The sequence below is a fragment of the Streptomyces odontomachicola genome (assembly GCF_039605595.1).
Lineage (GTDB): Bacteria > Actinomycetota > Actinomycetes > Streptomycetales > Streptomycetaceae > Streptomyces.
Genome location: NZ_JBCFOK010000006.1, coordinates 241784 through 259322 on the forward strand (window position 1 = coordinate 241784; position 17539 = coordinate 259322).

A 17539-nucleotide genomic window follows, 5' to 3' on the forward strand; every position below is an offset into this window, starting at 1 on the left:
CTCCCGCCGCCGCGCACGCCTCACGCGCGCAGCTCGTACCAGGGCCGGCCGGCGTGTTCCGCCGGGGTCCCGTCCAGTACGCGGGCCGTACGGGACGCCGGGTCGAGGAGCACGGTGGCGAGGCTCGCCCAGCGCTGTCCCAGCGGTCCGTCCATGTCGGGGAGGCAGGTCACGGGCGGTTCGCCGGGCCCGGTGACGAGCTGTCGGAGCAGTGCCTCGGCGTTCTCCGGGCTGCCGCGCTCCAGGCGGTCGCGGAGGAAGGCGTACCGCTCGCCCGAATCGGGCTGGTAGAGCCAGGACTTCTCGCGTGCGGCCGGGACCTGGGTGAGGAAGTGGTTGGTCCGCAGGTGCGTGCCCTCGGCCACGGCCGGCACCTCGAACACGCCCTCAGGGCTCAGATCGAGCAGCACCGCGCGCCGCGTGTCGAAGAGCAGGAACGAGCCCGAGGAGCTGATCGGCACGCCGCGCAGCAGCTCGCGCGCGTGCGCGGCGTCCTCGGCCTCCTCCAGCAGATACGCGGCGAGCACGTGCACCGGGACCCCGCCCACCTTGTCGTCCCGGTGCCCGAGGATGTTGAAGTGCAGCGCGAATCCCGCGCTGTTGACGCCGATCTTGGCGAGGATGCCGTGCTCGGTGAGGGACGCGTAGCCGTGGGTGCCGCCGCGCGATTCCAGGGTGTGCCAGTAGGGGCTGAGCTCCGCGTGCCAGTCCCAGGTCTGGACGCCGAGGTGGGTGCGCTCGCCGGTTCCCCCGGGCGAGGGCACCCGGCGCACGATGGTCGAGCACTCCCCGGGCGGCACCTCGCGGCTCCCGGCCAGGATCTCGGTGCGGGCGTTGAGCGCCGCGACCTGCCACGGCTCGGCGCCGGCGCCCTCGGCCACGCCCTCGATCTGCTCCAGCAGGGCCGGGCCGAAGTCGCCGAGGATGTCCAGCGTCCGGTGGCCGTCGTCGCGTACGGTGCCGGGCTCGATGCCCGCGTGCGCGAACAGCCGGTCGTACGCCGCGATGGCGCCGGCCAGTTCGTCCGCGAGCTGACGGCCGCGGTCCCTGCCGCGCTCGCGCGGGTCGGCGCCCGATGCGCGTACGTGCAGGCGCTGTTCGGGGCGGGGAAAGGGCGCGGAGGAAAGGGGTCCAGAGGTCACTTGGCGCGGGTCTCCCGGGTGGTGTGGTGCGGCTGGGCGGTGTGCTGCAGTACGCGGCCGCCGACGACCGTGGCGAGCACGGGGTTGGCGGCCTGATCTTCGGGGCTCAGCCCCAGGGGGTCGGCGGCGAACACGGCGAGGTCCGCCGCGTGACCGGGGGCGATCCTGCCCAGCCGGCCGGCGGCGCCCGCCGCCACCGCCGTGGCCCGGGTCATCCCCGCGTACGCCTCGCGCGCGGTGATCCGCTGGTCCGGCTGCACGGGTGCGGCGCCCGACTCCTCGACGGGGCGCCGCAGTTGGGCGTCGGCGAGCGCGGTGCGCGGGTCGCCGACCCCGATGGGCCAGTCCGAGCCGAGGGCGACCGTGGCTCCCGCGTCCAGGAGGTCGCGGGTGCGCCAGCCGTGCGCGGCTCGCTCGGGACCGATGCGGCGCGACCAGGCGTCGCTCTGGTCCGGGCAGGTCATGCGGGTGGCGTGGACGGGCTGGAGGCTGGCGACCACGCCGAGTCGGGCGAAGCGGCGTACCAGGTCGTCGGGTACGGATTCGACGTGCTCGATCCGGTGCGGCGCCGTGCCCGCGCTCCCGGCCTCCTCGATCACGTCGAGCGCGAAGCGCACCGCCTGGTCGCCGATGGCGTGGGTGGCGGTGGGGACGCCGCGCGCGGTGAAGAAGCGGACGGCCGCGCGGTACGCCTCCACGTCCCGCCACAGCGGGCTGCGGTTCTGCCCGAACACGTCCGGCCGCGCGAACCACGCCGAGCCGTTGTCCGCCGTCCCGTCGAGCATGAACTTGGCGCCCGCCACATGCCACCGCCGCCCGCCGAGCCCCTGCTGACCGGCGACGGCCTGCCACGCCTCGCGCCCCGAATCGGCCGGTACGAGGGGCGAGCAGCGCACCCGCAGCGGGAGGTCCCCGGCGCGCTCGATCTCCCGGAAGACCGCCTCGGAGGGGTCGGTGAAGTCCATGGCGTGCAGCCCCGTGAGCCCGGCGGAGGCGAGACGGCGCAGCGCGACGGCCACATATGCGGCAGCGTCCGGCACCGGGACCTCCGGGTAGTGCGCGAAGACCAGGTCCATGGCCTGGAGTTCCACGACGTACCCGGTGGGCGCGCCGTCCGGGCCCACCGCGATCCGCGAGGCGTCCTCGAACACCTCGCGCCCCGTCACCCCGGCGCGCTCCAGCGCGGCCGGGCTGACCACCAGGGCGTGCGCGTCGCGGCTCATCATCGACACCGGCACGCCGGGGAAGCGGCGCCCGAACTCGGCTCCGCACGGCTCGCCCTCGAAGACCGCGAGGTCGAGGTCGTAGCCGGTGACCCAGGAGCCGCGCGGGAGTTCGGCGATGCGCTGCCCGATGCGGTCACACACCGCGTCGAGGCTGGTCAGCCCGCCGAGGTCCAGCCCGGACCCGGTCTCGATCGACCCCCACACGGGGTGCGCGTGCGCGTCGGTCAGGCCCGGGGTCAGGGTCGCGCCGGGGAACTCGCGGACCTCGGTGGCGGGGCCCCGGTGCAGGGCCAGGAGCTCGTCGCCGCCGACGGCGGTGACCATCCCGTTCTCGACCGCGAGCACATGGGCGGGGGCCGACTCCGCTTCCGCGTCGAAGTTCTGGATGCGTCGGGCTCGGACGAGGAGGTCGGCGGGCATGGGGTTCTCGGGGTCCTTCCGTGGGGGTGGTGGTGCGGGGTGGTTGGGGGGCCGGGGCCAACGTACGGACGAGCCGGGTCAGTTCGCGGGCGGCGCCGTGAGGGTGCCGAAGGCGCGGGACAGCGCCCAGTGGAGGGCGGCGGCGCCGAGGACGCCGACGGGTATCGCGAGGTTGAGGCCGCCCATTGCGGCGGACACCGGTCCCGCCCAGAAGCTGGAGCTCGCGCACAGCGCGGAGGCCGCCGCGCCGAGCAGCGAGGCCAGCACGCCGGCCCAGTTGACGCCCCCGGTGAACCAGTTGGGGCCGCCCCGGCTCTGGTCGTGCAGGGCCTCGCCGTCGTACCGGTTCCCGCGCAGGACGATGTCGGTCGCGTACACCGCCATGCACGGGCCTGTGATCACCACGACCAGCTCCATCATGGTGTTGACCGCGGTCAGGAAGTCGAAGACCAGGATCGCGAAGAGCGTCATGGCGGTGCCGATGACGCCGACCACGAGGACGGCGGCGACCCGCGGCACGCGCACGCCGATCGACTGCAGGGAGAGGCCGGCGCTGTACGCGGTCATGCCGTTGTTCGCCATGGTGTTCACGACCACGCCCAGCACGAACAGCGGCGCGAACCAGCCCGGCATCACGCTCTCCAGCGCCCGCTGCGGATCGCTCATGTCCAGCGCCGTCGCCGCGACGGCACCGACCGAGGTGAACACGACGCTCGGCAGGAAGGCCCCGGCCGCTGTGGCCAGCGCGACGGCCGCGCCGCTGGAACGCCGCGGCAGGTACCGCGCGAGATCGGGGCTGTTGGCGTACGAGAACGGCGTGGACGCCACGATCGTGAAGCCGGACGCGAGCACCACCAGGTGCGGGAACCCGTTCAACGGCTTGGCGGGCGCGTACGACCAGTCGGCGTGGGCGAGCACGAGCGCGGCGACCACCACGAAGATCAGGGTGAGCAGGACCGTGAGCGCGGAGTAGAGGCGGACGATCGTCGCGTGCCCGTAGATCGCGATGAGCACGGTGGCCGCGGCGATCAGGCAGATCACCACGGCGTCCACCACCGCCGAGCCCGGCAGTCCGAGTCGGCGCGCCAGGCCGATCCCGGCGACCGAGGCGGCCGACCAGTTCAGCGCGAGGTAGAGCGCGGAGATCAGCCACCCCGTGATCGCGACGACCACCTTGTTGCCGACCACCCCGTACATCGCCCGGGAGACGACCGAGCCCGTGGTGCCCGAGGCCGGGCCGCTGACCGCGATGAAGCCGGTGAGCAGCCAGAACAGGTTGCCCGCGACGATCACCAGCAGCGCCTCGTACAGCGGGAGACCGGTGAGGACGAGGGTGGCGCCGACGACGAAGCTGAGGTAACTCACGTTCGGCGCGGCCCAGATGGCGAACAGCTCGCGCGGCCTCCCGTGCCGCTCGCTCTCGGGCACGCAGTCGATGCCGCGGGACTCCACCTGTCCAGGACGGTCGAGCCCGCCTGCCGCGCGGGCCGTGTCACCGGCCGCGTCCGCGGCTGCGTCCCCGGCCGATTCCCCGGCCGCGGGGGTCTGGGTCATGGGGGTCCCTTCCCTGAGACGAACTGCCCTGAGACGAAATGCCCGAGACGGTGCGGCAGCGCTATTGGTTGCGGCACCAATAGACTGTTGGTGCGGTATCCAATAACCTGGCTCCCATGACGTCAACCCCCCGGAACGCCCGCTCGCGGACCCGCAAGGACCCGGCGGAGCGCCGCGCCGAGATCCTGGAGACGGCCGCGCGGCTCGCGCTGGAGCGCGGTCTGGAGCGCGTGACGATGCAGCTCGTCGCGCAGGAGCTCGGCGTGCGGCCGGGGCTGATCAGCCATTACTTCGCCACCATCGACGCGCTGCTGTGCGAGGCGTTCACCCGCGCCGTGACCCGCGAACGCGAGGCGCTGCTGCCCGGCGCCGGCCAGGAGAGCCCGGAGGGTCAGGAGGGCCAGGAGGCGTCACCGGCGCGGCAGTTGAGCGCGTTCCTGCGGCGCATCGGGCGCAAGGACTTCGCCGACCTCGGCAGGCTGTGGCTGAACGCCCGCCACCTCTCGCGGTACCGCCCCACTCTGCGCGAGGTCCTCGCCGAACAGGAGGCGGTCATGCGGGGCGTGCTCACCCGCGTGATCGAGGAGGGCGTGCGCGCGGGCGAGTTCGACACGCCGGACCCCGAGGGAGCGTGCCTGGTCATCCTGGTGGTGATCGACGGCCTCGGCGCCTACGCCAACGACGATTCCGGCTACACCCACCCCGCCCTCGACGACCTCCTCTTCACGACGGCCGAGCGTGAACTGGGGGCGGGGCCGGGGGTGTTGGTGAGGGAGGGGTGACCCGGCTCATCGGGCTCCCGTCCCTGTCGTCACCCGCCCGGCGAGGGTGCTCGCGCCGCTCCCGGAAAGCTCGTCCAGCGTGGCGCTCCGGCCCGCCAGCGCCATGAGCAGCGCCTCGCCCGGTCCGCGGACCTCAGGGCCCGCGCCGCGCTGCCAGTCGACGTCCGTGGCCGTCAGCCGCAGCCCCTTCGCGTTGCGGCGGGCCGGGAGGACGGGGGCCCGCAGGGCGAGGGTGAGCACGCGCTGGAGCCGTGCGCCGGGTACGTCGCGGGGGCGCCCCAACGCGCGCCGGATGTCCTGGTGGTGGACGAACCCGTCCACCAGCGCGATCATCCCGCCGAACGCCGCGGGCAGCCCGCGCGGCTCGGGATGCGCGCGCAGCAGGGCGAGCAGCTCGTCGGGCTCGCGGCCGGCGTACGCGGCCACGCCCAGCGCGTTGCTCCGGTCCGTGCTGAAGCGGGCCTGCGCGAGACGTCGTACGAGGTCGCGCGCGCTCAGTTCGTCGTAGCTCACGACGTGCGCCACCACCTCCCGCACGGACCACTCCGCGCAGAGCGTCGGCGCCTCCCACTCCCCGGGCGCCAACTCCCCGAGGAACGCGGCCAGCTCCCGCCGCTCGTCCCCGGCCATCTCCCGGACAGTCCCCACGCCCGACCACCGCCCTCGCGTCCCTTGGGTGCTGCGACCAGTGTCGCGCAGGGCGGCAGCACGCGGGGTGCGGCCGTCACCGTGGCGCGTCGCCGCAGCCTGTGTCATCGGCGTGCGTGCGGTCGTGGCAGTCGCATGCGCAGTCTTCTTCCGTGCGTTCGCCGTGGTCGACGCTCCACAGGGGGCCGCTCGCGTGGACGGGCGGTGGGGCGCAGCAGGTGCAGGCTTCGTTCTCGGACGTCGGGCCGGTGTCGTCCATGTCGTCCATGCCCCCAGGGTTGGCCACCGTGCGGGGAGCGTCCTGCCGGGAACTTCAGACGAGTGTCGAGCGGCAGCTCGACAAGGCAATGAACCGTGGGGAGTTACAGCTCCAGCAGCGCGAAGAGCCTCTCCCACTCGCGGAGCACCTCCGCCTCGGAGAAGCGCTGCACGTTCTGCCGCGCGCGATCGCCCATGGCGTCCCGCATCCCCGCGTCGCCGGTGAGCCGCAGCAGGCGGTCGGCCAGCGCCGCGGTGTCGCCCGGCGGCGCGAGCAGCCCGTCCTCGCCGTCCCGCACGATGGTGCGCACCCCCGGCGCGCAGTCGAACGCCGCACACGGCACCGCACTGGCCATGGCCTCCATCAGCGCCAGCGGGAAGCCTTCGCCCCGTGAGGACTGCACGAACACCGAACTCTCGCGCAGGACTCCGGGCACGTCGTCGGTGCGGCCCTTCCACTCCACCGACCCGTCCAGGCCGAGCGCGGTGCACTGCCGGCGCAGCTCCTCCTCGTCCTCCCCGGCGCCGTGGAGGTGCAGCCGCCACTCCGGCCGGTGCGGGGCCACCAGCGCCCAGGTCTCCAGCAGCAGGTCGATGCCCTTCTGATCGCTGAGCCGTCCGACGCTGGCGACCACCTTCTCCGTCCTCGGCGAGGGAGAAGGGGGAAGACCGGCGAGCGCGTTGGGCATGAAACCGACGTTGTTCATGCCCTCCTGCACGGTCCAGCGGTCGGCGTCCTCCTGCGTGAGCGCGAGCCAGCGGTCCACCGCCGGATAGAACTTCTTGACCCGCGCATACCGTCCGCTCTGCCGCGTGTAGTCGTACGACTCGTGGCTCATGCCGATCACCGGCATGCCGGCCGTGTCGGCCTTGCTGATCCACTCCATCGCCCACACCTGGGAGACGATCACCATGCCGCCCGGCCGCGCCCCGGAGAAGAGCGAGGAGAGCAGCTCCACCCGCTCCCGCTCGGCAGCGGCCCGCGCGCGTTCCCGCAGCGCGGCCGCCGCGTTGCAGCGCCGCAGCAGCCCGCGCGGCCGCCAGGGGCGGGGCGGATGGGCCCGGTAGAGGCTGGTCATCGGGTAGGAGGCCGTCAGGTCGAGGCCGTGCCGGATGTCGGCCTGCTTGACGCCGATGGCGTGCACCCGGTGGCCGTGCTCGGTGAAGACCCGGGCCATCTGGTGCGTCCATGCGGTCACCCCGCCCAGCTCCTCGATGCTGTTGGCGACGAGGAAGAGATCGCGTCCGGTGCTCATCGGCCGCTCCCCGCGGCGAAGAACCGCTCCACGAGCGAGGCGGCGGCACCGCCCCTGTCGTAACTGCCGAAGGCCGCGGCGAACTCCCGCCGCGCCGCCGCGTACCGCTCCCGGTCCTGCTCGACGCCGGAGAGCCGGTCGAGCAGTTCCGCTTCGCTGCGTACGAGCGGCCCTGGGGCGTGTTCGCGCAGGTCGAAGTAGCTGCCGCGCTGCCGCTGGTACTCCTCCAGATCCGGGGCGAACAGCAGCATCGGCCGGTCCAGCAGCGCATAGTCGAACATCACCGACGAGTAGTCGGTCACCAGCACATCCGCCAGCAACAGCAGATCCGTCACGTCGTGATGCCCCGACACGTCGAGGACGCAGTCCCCGGCACGCTCGGGCAGGCGCACCCGGTCCAGATAGTGGCCGCGCACCAGCAACACCTTGTCGTGCCCGTGCCGTTCGGCGAACCGCGCCGGGTCGAGCAGCGGCTCGGTGGGCCCGCGCCGCCCCGTACCGTCCCGGGCGTGCTGGCGGAACGTCGGCGCGTAGAGCACCACTTGGCGCCCCTCGGGGACGCCCAGGCGTCGGGCCAGCGCGTCCCGCCGGCCGCCGTCGTCGCGGGCCAGCAGCCTGTCGTTGCGCGGATAGCCGGTGCGCAGCAGCTTGTGCTCGGAGAGCCCGTAGGCGCGGGCCAGGGTGCGCACGTCGTGCTCGGAGCGGACCAGGAAGTAGTCGAAGCGGTCCACCGCACGCCGGAGCGTCCGGCGCGCCGCGGCGTTGCGCATCTTGACCGCGCCCTCGTCCCAGCCCATGAGCTTGTACGCGGACCCGTGCCAGGTCTGCAGGTACGTGGTGTGCCGGGGCTTCGCGAGCCGCTGCGGGAACCCCTGGTTGTCCACCCACAGTTCGGCGCGGGCCAGCGCGTACAGGTACCGCCAGGACCAGCGGCGCACCAGTCGCGCCTCGCGCGGGAAACCGTCCGGGTCCGAAGCGTAGGACCAGTGGCAGCGCCAGTTGAGGCCGCGGGCGCGCACCTCCTCGTACAGGGCGCGCGGGCTGTCGCTGAACTGCTTGCCCATGTGGCTCTCGAAGACGGCCGTGCGGCGGCGCACCGGAAGCCTGCACAGCACCTGGTGGTAGACGCGGGCCTTGACCGCTTCCGAGGTCAGCCGCTTCCGGCGTGCCTCAGCCGCCTTCCGCACCCGGCGCAGGACGCGCACCGGCCGGCTGCGCAGGGAACGGCGCAGCAGCCGGCCGGCCACCCTGGCTCCCGGCGAGCGCGCCTCCAGACGCAGCGCGAGCCCCTGGCGCGCGGTGATGTACGGGTTCCAGGTGTCCCCGCCCAGGGGCCCGAGCCGGGTTCTGGCGGGCAGCCGCGGTCCGGGGCGGCGGTGCGGCGCGGCCGTGGGCTCGGTGACGACGCGCCCGTACGGAGTGTGCACGGCCACCCGCACATCCCACACGGTGTCCTGGGTGCCCAGCGGGCGCAGCACCGCGGGCAGCCGCACCTCCGTCTGCCACACCGCGTCGCCGCCCTCCCGGCGCAGCGCGTGCACCGGCACGGTCACGGTGCGGCCCAACCCGCGGGCCCGCAGCTCCACTTCGAGATGCGCGCTGCTCTCCGGCGTACCGCACTCCCGCGGCGCGTACCGTGGCGCCGACCGCGGCGGGTACAGCCGCCCCGCGAGCAGCAGCAGGCCGCTGCCCTCGGGGTCGGCCTGGACGCGGGTGAGCACGCTCCTCGGCGCGTCGGCCCCGTCCTCGAAGGGGCGGTGCACCGTGAGCTGGGGGAGCAGCGCGATCCGCTCGGCGCGCCGGGCCGCCGTCGGGCCCGGGCGGTGCGCGTGCTCGCGCGGCAGGCGCGCGAGCAGATCGCGGCGTACGCAGTAGCCCGCCTCGGGGGCCTCGGCCGCGCTCAACTCCCCCTCCTCGTCCGCCGACTCCAGCACACGGCCGCGGGACAGCAGGCGGGCCAGGCCCTCGGGCACGGCGGGCTTGCCGCCCGGCTGCGCGGGCCGCGCCCACCGGCCGACGGCGAGCTGCGCGCCGGTGCGCTCCGCCGCCTCCCAGAAGTTGCGGCAGGCGTCGCGCTCCAGCGTCTCGCCGGGGCGCAGGGGCACCACGTAGCGGCCTCGTACGTCGCCGAGATCCGCCAACGAGCCGTGTACGCACAGGACCTGTACCGCGCGCAGCGACTGCTCGCGCACGGAGGCGACCGACGCCGCGACGGGCTCGGACTCGGGGTCTTCGCCCTCGCCGCACAGGACCACGACGGTGAGCGCGGGGTCGCGCGGGTGCTCGGTGTCCGTCATACCTGGGCTGCCTCCCTCGTGACGGTGGGGGTGCGGGCCGCCAGCATCCGGTCGGCCACGCGGGCGGCGGCCCGCCCGTCGTCCAGATCGCAGAAGCGGCGGCGGAAGTCCTCGTACGCCGCGTGGTGCTGCGCGGTGGCGCCGACGGGATCGCGCAGGGCCTCGATCAGCTCCTCGCCGGTGCGCAGGAGCGGCCCCGGCGCCTGGTCCTCGAAGTCGAAGTAGAAGCCGCGCAGCATGTCGCGGTAGCGGTCCAGGTCGTAGGTGTAGAAGAGCATCGGCCTGCCGGTCTGCGCGAAGTCGAACATCAGCGAGGAGTAGTCGGTGACCAGCACGTCGGAGACGAGGAGCAGCGCGGAGACGTCCGGATAGCCGGAGACGTCGCGCACCAGCCCCGTGCCGGTGCCGGGGACCCGGTCGCCGACCAGGTAGTGCTTGCGCACCAGCAGCACGCACTCCCCGCCGAGCCGCCGCTCCGCCTCCTCCAGGTCCAGCGGCAGGTCCAGCGCGTACCGCCCGCCGCCCAGCGGCCGGTCCTCGCGCCAGGTCGGCGCGTACAGCACGATCCGCTTGCCGTCCGGCAGCCCCAGGTCCCGGCGCACCTCGGCCGCCGCCTGCTCGCGCCCGGCGGCGTGCAGCAGGTCGTTGCGGGGGTAGCCGCACTCCAGCACCTCGCCCTCGTAGCCCAGCGCGCGGGTGAGGATCGGGGTGCTGAAGCGGTTGGGGGAGACCAGCAGGCTCCACTGGCCGGCGCGCTGCGCGAGCGAGGCGATGTAACCGGAGTTGCCGTAGGCGGTGCCCTCCAGGTCGGCCCCGATGCGCTTGAGCGGGGTGCCGTGCCAGGTCTGCACGACGAACTGCCCCTCGCGGCGCACGAACCACTCAGGAAGCTGGGTGTTGGTGACGACGTAACGGCACCGCGCCAGGGCCTCGTACCAGGCGGCGCCGCCCTTGGCCACGCTGGGCACGCCGTCGGGGATCCCGGCCTGCTGGTCGGCCGCGCACCACAGGTGCGCGAGTCCGGTGGGGCGCGAGGCCAGTTCGGCGTGGACGGCGCGGGGCGAGTCGGAGAACTGGCGGCCGTCGAAGCTGCTGTAGAGGACCGCGTCCCGCAGCGGCTCCTCGCGCTGCGCCGCGTAGTGCTCCCGCAGCCTGCGCTGCCGGTGGCCGCCGCGCTCGGACACCGGCAGCGCGGAACCGGAGGCGATCAGCAGGCGGTCGTGGAAGCGCCGCTCCAGCCCGACCCGCCTGCCGCCCACGGTGCGCGACAGCGGCAGCCGGTGGTGCTGGGACGCCAGGATCCGTACGGGCGCGTCCTGTCGAGCGTCGGCGCAGCCGCGGCGGCGGAAGGAGAGATACCAGTTGCCCTCGCCCAGGGGCAGCGGCCCGCCGCCCCCGCCGGCCACGGCCTCGGGGCGCAGCGCCACGCGGAACCTCCCCTCCAGCATCTCCACCGGCACCAGGCGCTCCGACCTGTTCCCGCTGTGCTGGAGCACCAGCTCCACCTCGCCGGGCGGACAGCCGGCACGGTGCGCTGGATAGCCGCCCTCGAGTACGAGCTCGCCGCCCTCCTCCCAGCGCACCCGGTCGGCCAGCGGGTGCACCCCCTGGTCGCAGAGGACCAGGTTGCCGTGCGCGTTGACGCCGACGAGCAGTTCGCGGGCGGTCCCGTCCTCGCCGCGGTCCATCGGGTAGCGGCCCGGACGGGTCTCGGTGCGGGCGGCCACCGCGTGCCCGGTGCCGTCCGGGAGCAGCAGCCGCACGCCCCAGTGGTCGGGGCGGTGCGGCGTGTCGGGGGTGTCCGTCTCCGAGGGGTTCTGTACGCGGTGCGACGCCAGGTCGTGCAGGGGGAGTTGGGTGGTGAAGCGGTGGTCCGCGCCCTCCTGCGGCGGCTGCTCCCGCTCCAGGGGGACGTCCACTTCGGCGCCGGTGTGCCAGTGGGTGAGGCGGAGTCGGGGTTGGTGCGGCTGTGCGTGCTCCGGCTCCTGCGGCTGCTCCTGCGCTTCTGCTTGCCCCCGCCCCGCGAGCGAGGGATGCGCCGCCACGCTCAGCCGTACGGTCCCGTCGCCGCCCTCGTCGTGTTGCTCCAGCCGGCACCGTACGCGCTCGGTCCGAAGCCGCAGCCGCTTGCCGTGGAGCGTGGGGACGACGCGGGTGTGGGCGTCCATGTGGTGCACGGCAGGAGCGGTCACGCCCTCCGCCGCCTTGAGGGTGCCGCGGCGGACGACCCCGCCGTGCAGGACGGCGACCTCCAACTGCCAGGTCGCGGAGGCCCCTTGGGCGGCGAGCCTGCGCGGATCGATCACCAGGCGGAACCCGGCCCTGTCGTAACGGTGCAGGTCCTGGCCCGACTGGTAGGTGGCCTCGGGGGCCTCGCACGGGTCGAGCCGCAGCGGCACCACGCGCCGCCTCCCCACCCGCAGCCAGGCCGTCTTCACCGCCCGGCGCGCGGTGTCGGCCGGCAGGTTGCGGATGTAGGCGAACCCCTTGACGTGCAGCTTGCCGTCCCGCCACACGGCCTCCTGGAGCCGGGTGACCAGGGGCAGTTCCTCGCGTCGCAGCTCCAGCAGCGGCTTGGGCACGGCGCCCTCGGGCAGCGCGGGAAGGCGGGCGTACCGCCGGCGCGTACCCCGCACGAGGAACGCGGAGCCCTCGCCCGACTCGTAGGCGAGCAGGGCCAGCAGGTCGGCCAGGCGGTGGCGGCGGATGAGGTACCACTTCACGCGCAGCAGGAGGGGAAGGTCGCGCAGCACCGCCGAATCCACGGTGTCGGCATAGGCGTTGGCGCACTCCAGGAACGCCTGCCGGTACTCCGCGTCGCCGTCCGGCAGCGCCTCCATGAACAGCCACAGGTCGCCGGTGAGCACCGCCCGGTCGAAGGCCCGCTTGTGCTCCGGCGCCCGGGCCCCGTAATGCCGCTCGAGGAACTCGCCGACGGCGCGGACGTTCGCGGTGCGGTCGCGCACGCCCCGGGGGACCGCGCGGCGGGTGGTGATGGAGCCGTCCCGGTCCCGCCAGTGGTAGACGGGGTCGTGGAGTACGTCCACCGCGCAGGCGAGGTGGTGCGCGGGCAGCACCACGGGGATGTCCTCGTAGAGCACGCCCTCGGGGAAGGCGAAGCCGTGCGCGTCCCAGAAGGAGCGGCGGAAGACCTTGTTGCAGGCGATGCGGTCGCCCAGCAGCTCGCGGTCGGCCGTGACATGGGTGGCGAGCCGCGTGGCGGCCATGGGTCTGCGGAACATCGGCGACTGCTCCAGCCGCCCGTTCTCCCGCAGCCGCAGCACATTGCCGGTGGCGATGTCGGAACCGGTCTCCTCCAGCGCGTCCAGCATCCGCTCGTACGCCCCGGGCGGCACGACGTCGTCGCTGTCCACGAAGGCGAGGTGGCCGCTGCGCGGGTCGGCCGCCCACACGCCCGCGTTGCGTGCGGCCCCCAGCCCCGCGTTGGCCTGGGAGACCAGCCGGAACCTGCCGTCGGCCGCGGCGAACCTGCGGGCGATGGCGGGGCTCCCGTCCGTGGAGCCGTCGTCGACCATCACCACGTCGATGTCGGAGACGCTCTGCCCGGCCAGCGAGTCCAGGCACTCCTCCAGGTAGCACTCCACGTTGAAGATGGGCACGACGATGCTGAGACGGGGCTCCATGACGGGGCCTCATCCTTTCCGTTCCGGGGATCACACGTCCGCTCTGCGGGCAGGGGGTCAGTGGGTCACGCGGTGTCGGGCGAGGGGAGGCCGGCCCGAGGGCGTCCGCAGCCCCCGCGGTCCCGGTGCGGCTCGGGCAGCGGAACGTCCTGCACTCCGCCCACGCGGTTCGCCCAGCGGACCGTGACGGCGCGCACCAGGCGCAGCGTCAGCGGCTCCCTCCCGGCCGGCTTGCGGAAGACGCCGACGGAGTCGCCCCAGTAGGCGTGCCGGGCATCGATGGACGCGTAGTCGTGCCGGATGCCCTTCAGGGGAGGGAAGTCCGTGTAGGTCTCGCACAGTTCGAGAGCCGTGTACGCGGCCATCGCGCGGAACCCGTCCGGGTAGTAGCGCCAGCAGTCCTGCGCGTCGTGTACGTGGCCTCGCGAGGGCGCCGTGATGAAGGCGTACCCGCCCGGCCTGAGGACGCGGGCGATCTCCAGCATCGACGCCCAGAAGAACGGGATGTGCTCGAAGGCCTGCCCGGAGAGCACGACGTCGGCGCTGCGGCTCTTCACCGGCACCGTGTAGGGCCGGGGCATCACCGCGTCCACGTTCTCCCCGTCCCGCACGTCCACCCCGACGTACTCCACGTCGTGGCCGGTCAGCAGGTCGCGGTGGGTGCGCTTCTGGTTCTCCGAGATGCGTGAGCCCAGGTCGACGACGCGGTGGCGGACGCCGAGGGGCATGTAGTGGCGCACGCAGAGCTGCATGTGGTCGGAGGCGGACTTGTGCATGGCTTCCTTCTTCCGGCTTCTTCCGGGTCCTCCCGGCTTCTTCCGGGCGCTTCCGAATGGGTGCCGGCGGCACCCGGCTACGGCTTGACCGCGATCCGTCCCTCGTCCATGCGCAGCAACAGCAGCCGCTCGCCGGTCTTCTCCAGGTACTCGTCGACGGCCTGGCGCGACCCCTGCCAGTAGCCGTAGTCGTCCAGCAGCAGCACCCCGCCGTGCGCCAACCGCGGGTACAGGTGCTCCAGTTCGTGCTTGGTGGAGGCGTACCAGTCGGTGTCCAGGCGCAGCACGGCGATGCGGTCGGGCGCCCGCGCGGGCACGGTGTCCTCGACCATGCCGGTCACGTAGTGGATGCGGTGGCCGGGATACGCCAGCGTGCGGAACCCGGCCTGTACGTCCTCCAGCCCGGCCACCGCCCAGATCGGCCGCTCCCTGCCCTGCGCGGCGAGGAGCTCGGCCGCGCTCTTGCCGTCCCGCCGCAGGTCCTCGTCCGTGGGCGGGGGCATCCCCTCGAAGGTGTCGAAGAGGTGCAGGTCGCGGTCGCGCTCGCCCAGCGACAGCAGCGTCTTGGCCGCGGCCTGCATGCTGCCGCCGCGCCACACCCCGCACTCCACGATGCCGCCGGCGATGCCGTGCCGGTGTACGTGGCGGACCGCCAGGATCAGGGCGTTCAGACGCTCAGGCGAGGTCATGGTGTACGGCTTGACCTCGGTGATGATCCTCCTGGCCTCCTCGTCGTAGTCCTCGGGGAAGGCGGGAGGAGGCGGGGCGGTCACCGCAGCCGCCGGAGGAGGGGCGGCGGGCGCGGGGGCCCGGGGCCGGTCGGGAGGGGGTCTGCGCAGCTCATAGCCGGTGAGGCCGCGCATCGCCCCGTTCACTGCGTTACGCCAGTTCATGCGGGCACGCTAGGCACCGGGCCACGGCGTGTCGCACAGAGCGACGCAACGGGGTCACGGCCCGCCCCCGGAAACCCCAGCGGGCCGCCCCGGAATCTCTCCCCGGAACGGCCCGGCCGCCGAGAGCAGCCCGGGGGGACGGGGCCACGTGATGCCGACACGGTCGCCCTCTCCCGCCGCCTCGGCCACCTCCTCACCCTCCACGACCTCGGCCTGCCTGAGTGCGGCAGAAGAACGACATAACCCCGCAGGCGCGGGGGCCAGAGGTGGGTGCAGCTCTTTCTGAGGGACGCTGGTGATCAGGCGCTGAGTGTGCGTTTGCCGTCCCGACTCGTGGGTCCCTTGGCTTGTTGCCCCTGCGGCAGCAGGACCTCGTGGACCCCCGAGCTACCGAGAGCCCTTCGTCATGCCCGGCTACCTGAGGACCACCCAGCTCGGATCCCCGTGCGAACCGCCGGCCCCCAACGGTCGGTACGACAACGGGCGCTGAATCGCCCGGCGGACCGGTGGGAGTCTCACAGGGCGTTGAGGTCCACGGCAGATGCGAGGGCGTGGGCCCCGGCTTCGTTGGGGTGAAGGCCGTCCTGGGAAACGTAGGCGAGGCGTGGCCGGGCGGGATCGTTGGGGTCTGCCAAGGCGTGGTCGACGTCGAGGACGGAGTCATAGGCGCCGCTGGTGCGGATCCACTGGTTGACGGCGGCCCGGACGCGCTCACCCCGTTCGCTGTACACGGGGAAGAGGGCGCCCTTGAGCGGCAGGATGGTCGCTCCCATGACCTTGATGCCCCGGGCGTGGGCGGCGCGGATCAGCTTCTTGTAGCCCTCGACGAGCTGACGTGCGGTGACGCGGGGCGCGGAGCCCATGCAGGGGTCGCCCATCGCGGGGGCGCCGATGTCGTTGGCACCCAGGTGGATGATGACGGTACGTACTCCGGGGCGGGTGAGCACGTCGCGCCGGAAGCGGTCGGTGGCCTTGTCCCCGTAGCAGGGCGAGGAGTTGAGGAGACGGTTACCGCCGATACCTGCGTTGTGGAGGGCCGATGGTCGGCGGGCGGCGACAAGGCGTTCGGTGAGTTTGTCCGTGAACCGGTTGTCCGCCCCGGGAGTGGCCCCTGTTCCGTCCACGAGCGAGTCACCGAAGACGGCTACGGTGCCTCGCTTGGGAGAGGCGGGGCCGGACACCTCGATTCCGCTCAGGAAGTACCAGGCGTGCGTGGACGACGTGAAGACGCCGCTTCCGGTGCCCCATAGATGGCGTCCGGAGGCGCGGTAGGAGGTGGCGGTAGTGAACCGGTGGAAGGTAGCCGGGCCGGTGCGTTCGGCGAAATACAGAGTGACCGTCAGCTTCTCCAACGCCGAGATGCTCAAGGGCTCGGCATCGCTCACGACGTTCCGCCCCGGGGCGATGGTGGTGCCTTGCGCCCCATGGAACGTCAACTGTTGTGTGGTGTCCGGCCACACCTGGGCGCCGCCGGCAGACCGCCCCACGGTCGCGGCGGTGATACGTAACGGCGCTGTGCCGTATCTGTTGGACAACCGGATCCGTAACGAAGAGCCGCCGGTCGAGACGCGAACCACCTGGCGCACGGACTGGTTGGCGAATCCCCGTCGAGACCAGTTGGGCCCCCAGTCCTCGCTGCCCTTGACGGGCCGCTGCACGGCGGTGCCCCAGGCCCCGGTCCACACCGGCGCTTTGGCGGTGCGCGGTTGCTGTGGCGTGTCCCCTTGGCGGATGGCGAGTGCCGAGAGGACGAGCGCAATGAGTACCACCGCCGTAGTGGCGAGCACGCCGCGTCGGGCGGCTGTCTTCGACGGGTATGGCTGTTGTGGCCGCATCGGAGATCTCCTTGAGGAAAGTGGTAGGGAGATCTCACCGCCGGGCGGCTCTCAGAACACCGGGGCAGTCCCCCGAATCGTACTTCGGGGTGGCCCTACCCAAGGCCCTTCCGCCCTTTGCCGTAGCAGGCTGACGAATTCCGGCCCCCTTATCGCCGGCTGACTCGATTGCAGCCGGCGCCCGCTAGGACCCGACAGGTGTCCCAAGCTGCGCGCACTCCTCATCAACGGCCGCTTCCCGGCGTTCAGGTGGCGCTGACGGCCTCGACTTCGTCGTGGGTGGCGCGGGGAACACGCGCGCTCGAGGTTGGTGGCGTCGATGATCGTGCGACCAACCCCGCAGATGCGGGGTTGACGCGTTCCCCGATCGGCGACCAGCAGGCCGATCCGGAGGACCACGAGGGCCGTCTTCGTCCGCGGGAGCACGCCCGCTGGCCTCTCCCTTGGCTGACGGTTGTCACGGGCCTGGCCTCGCTTGGTCCTGCCGCTGTACACGATGTTCGCCCGTTGAATGCTGCGTCCCCATCCGGCTGGACTCGGACGTTACTGGCACGCCCATACGCGGCGGCGCGTCCTGGCCCGCCAGCATCCTGTTAGCGATTCGTACTGCTCACGTTAGTGGCCCTCGAGCAGATGTGCGTGGCTTGCAGTCTTGCCTATTACACAGGTGTAGTTGGCGAGGGGGTACGGGTGTGACGTGGGGTGAGTGGGAGCAGGCGAAGGCCGCCGCGGGACAGCCTTCGACTGGCTTCAGTGGGGTCAATGGTCCTTATACTTCCGGTCTCCTCTATGAGTAAAAGTAGGGCAG

Annotated in this window: 12 protein-coding genes; 1 reads left to right on the forward strand and 11 read right to left on the reverse strand. The window is 73.0% G+C overall.

Annotated elements, in window-relative coordinates:
* Positions 1-20: 20 nt before the first annotated feature.
* The 3 genes from ABEE00_RS13470 to ABEE00_RS13480 all read right to left on the reverse strand — a co-directional run bounded on the left by ABEE00_RS13470 (position 21) and on the right by ABEE00_RS13480 (position 4342).
* On the reverse strand, positions 21-1142 hold the full coding sequence (locus ABEE00_RS13470) for a C45 family peptidase (RefSeq protein WP_345745646.1): 1122 nt from the start codon (positions 1140-1142) through the stop codon (positions 21-23).
* A complete protein-coding gene (locus ABEE00_RS13475; RefSeq protein WP_345745647.1) occupies positions 1139-2788 on the reverse strand; it encodes an amidohydrolase in 1650 nt (549 codons plus the stop codon). Before ABEE00_RS13475 ends, ABEE00_RS13470 begins: the two co-directional genes overlap by 4 nt.
* Positions 2789-2866: 78 nt before the next feature.
* Positions 2867-4342 carry a purine-cytosine permease family protein gene (locus ABEE00_RS13480; protein ID WP_345745648.1) on the reverse strand — a complete coding sequence of 492 codons (1476 nt, stop codon included), beginning with the start codon at positions 4340-4342 and terminating at the stop codon, positions 2867-2869.
* A gap of 116 nt (positions 4343-4458) precedes the next feature.
* Between ABEE00_RS13480 and ABEE00_RS13485 the strand changes: the two genes are divergently transcribed.
* On the forward strand, positions 4459-5124 hold the full coding sequence (locus tag ABEE00_RS13485; RefSeq protein ID WP_345745649.1) for a TetR/AcrR family transcriptional regulator: 666 nt from the start codon (positions 4459-4461) through the stop codon (positions 5122-5124).
* A gap of 6 nt (positions 5125-5130) precedes the next feature.
* Here ABEE00_RS13485 and ABEE00_RS13490 read toward each other — a convergent pair whose 3' ends face one another.
* The 8 genes from ABEE00_RS13490 to ABEE00_RS13525 form a co-directional block, all read right to left on the reverse strand.
* Positions 5131-5772 (reverse strand): maleylpyruvate isomerase family mycothiol-dependent enzyme, encoded by a 642-nt coding sequence (locus ABEE00_RS13490; protein ID WP_345745650.1) that lies wholly within the window; start codon positions 5770-5772, stop codon positions 5131-5133.
* Between the two features lie 76 nt (positions 5773-5848).
* Positions 5849-6040, reverse strand: coding sequence for a hypothetical protein (locus ABEE00_RS13495; RefSeq protein ID WP_345745651.1), 192 nt, complete (start codon positions 6038-6040; stop codon positions 5849-5851).
* A gap of 94 nt (positions 6041-6134) precedes the next feature.
* The gene (locus tag ABEE00_RS13500) at positions 6135-7286 is read right to left on the reverse strand and encodes a glycosyltransferase (protein WP_345745652.1); all 1152 of its coding nucleotides are present in this window, start codon (positions 7284-7286) and stop codon (positions 6135-6137) included.
* Entirely contained in the window at positions 7283-9583 is a 2301-nt protein-coding gene (locus ABEE00_RS13505) for a CDP-glycerol glycerophosphotransferase family protein (protein WP_345745653.1), read from the reverse strand. Before ABEE00_RS13505 ends, ABEE00_RS13500 begins: the two co-directional genes overlap by 4 nt.
* Positions 9580-13227: a bifunctional glycosyltransferase/CDP-glycerol:glycerophosphate glycerophosphotransferase gene (locus ABEE00_RS13510; protein WP_345745654.1), complete on the reverse strand. Its 3648-nt coding sequence runs from the start codon at positions 13225-13227 to the stop codon at positions 9580-9582. The genes ABEE00_RS13505 and ABEE00_RS13510 overlap by 4 nt, the downstream gene beginning before the upstream one ends.
* 65 nt (positions 13228-13292) lie before the next feature.
* The gene (locus ABEE00_RS13515; RefSeq protein ID WP_345745655.1) at positions 13293-14003 is read right to left on the reverse strand and encodes a methyltransferase domain-containing protein; all 711 of its coding nucleotides are present in this window, start codon (positions 14001-14003) and stop codon (positions 13293-13295) included.
* Between the two features lie 77 nt (positions 14004-14080).
* Positions 14081-14896, reverse strand: a complete 816-nt coding sequence (locus ABEE00_RS13520; RefSeq protein ID WP_345745656.1) for a TylF/MycF/NovP-related O-methyltransferase — start codon at positions 14894-14896, stop codon at positions 14081-14083.
* Positions 14897-15411: 515 nt separating this feature from the next.
* Positions 15412-16731, reverse strand: coding sequence for an SGNH/GDSL hydrolase family protein (locus ABEE00_RS13525; protein WP_345745657.1), 1320 nt, complete (start codon positions 16729-16731; stop codon positions 15412-15414).
* Positions 16732-17539: the final 808 nt, after the last annotated feature.